This window comes from Bartonella sp. OC68QHHN (assembly GCF_042193875.1).
Lineage (GTDB): Bacteria > Pseudomonadota > Alphaproteobacteria > Rhizobiales > Rhizobiaceae > Bartonella > Bartonella grahamii_A.
This window is the reverse complement of the sequence record NZ_JBHIME010000059.1, coordinates 1-484: the sequence shown is the minus strand read 5'-3', so window position 1 is coordinate 484 and position 484 is coordinate 1. Positions and strand designations below refer to the sequence as shown.

General features: G+C 55.4%; 1 protein-coding gene. It reads right to left on the bottom strand.

The window, feature by feature from the left end:
• Window positions 1-195: 195 nt before the first annotated feature.
• The gene (locus ACFIJ0_RS07115) at window positions 196-324 is read right to left on the bottom strand and encodes a hypothetical protein (RefSeq protein ID WP_375661439.1); all 129 of its coding nucleotides are present in this window, start codon (window positions 322-324) and stop codon (window positions 196-198) included.
• Between the last annotated feature and the right edge of the window lie 160 nt (window positions 325-484).

Below are 484 nucleotides of genomic sequence, written 5' to 3'. Positions count from 1 at the left end.
CTGACGAGCATCACAAAAATCGACGCTCAAGTCAGAGGTGGCGAAACCCGACAGGACTATAAAGATACCAGGCGTTTCCCCCTGGAAGCTCCCTCGTGCGCTCTCCTGTTCCGACCCTGCCGCTTACCGGATACCTGTCCGCCTTTCTCCCTTCGGGAAGCGTGGCGCTTTCTCATAGCTCACGCTGTAGGTATCTCAGTTCGGTGTAGGTCGTTCGCTCCAAGCTGGGCTGTGTGCACGAACCCCCCGTTCAGCCCGACCGCTGCGCCTTATCCGGCAACTATCGTCTTGAGTCCAACCCGGTAAGACACGACTTATCGCCACTGGCAGCAGCCACTGGTAACAGGATTAGCAGAGCGAGGTATGTAGGCGGTGCTACAGAGTTCTTGAAGTGGTGGCCTAACTACGGCTACACTAGAAGAACAGTATTTGGTATCTGCGCTCTGCTGAAGCCAGTTACCTTCGGAAAAAGAGTTGGTAGCTC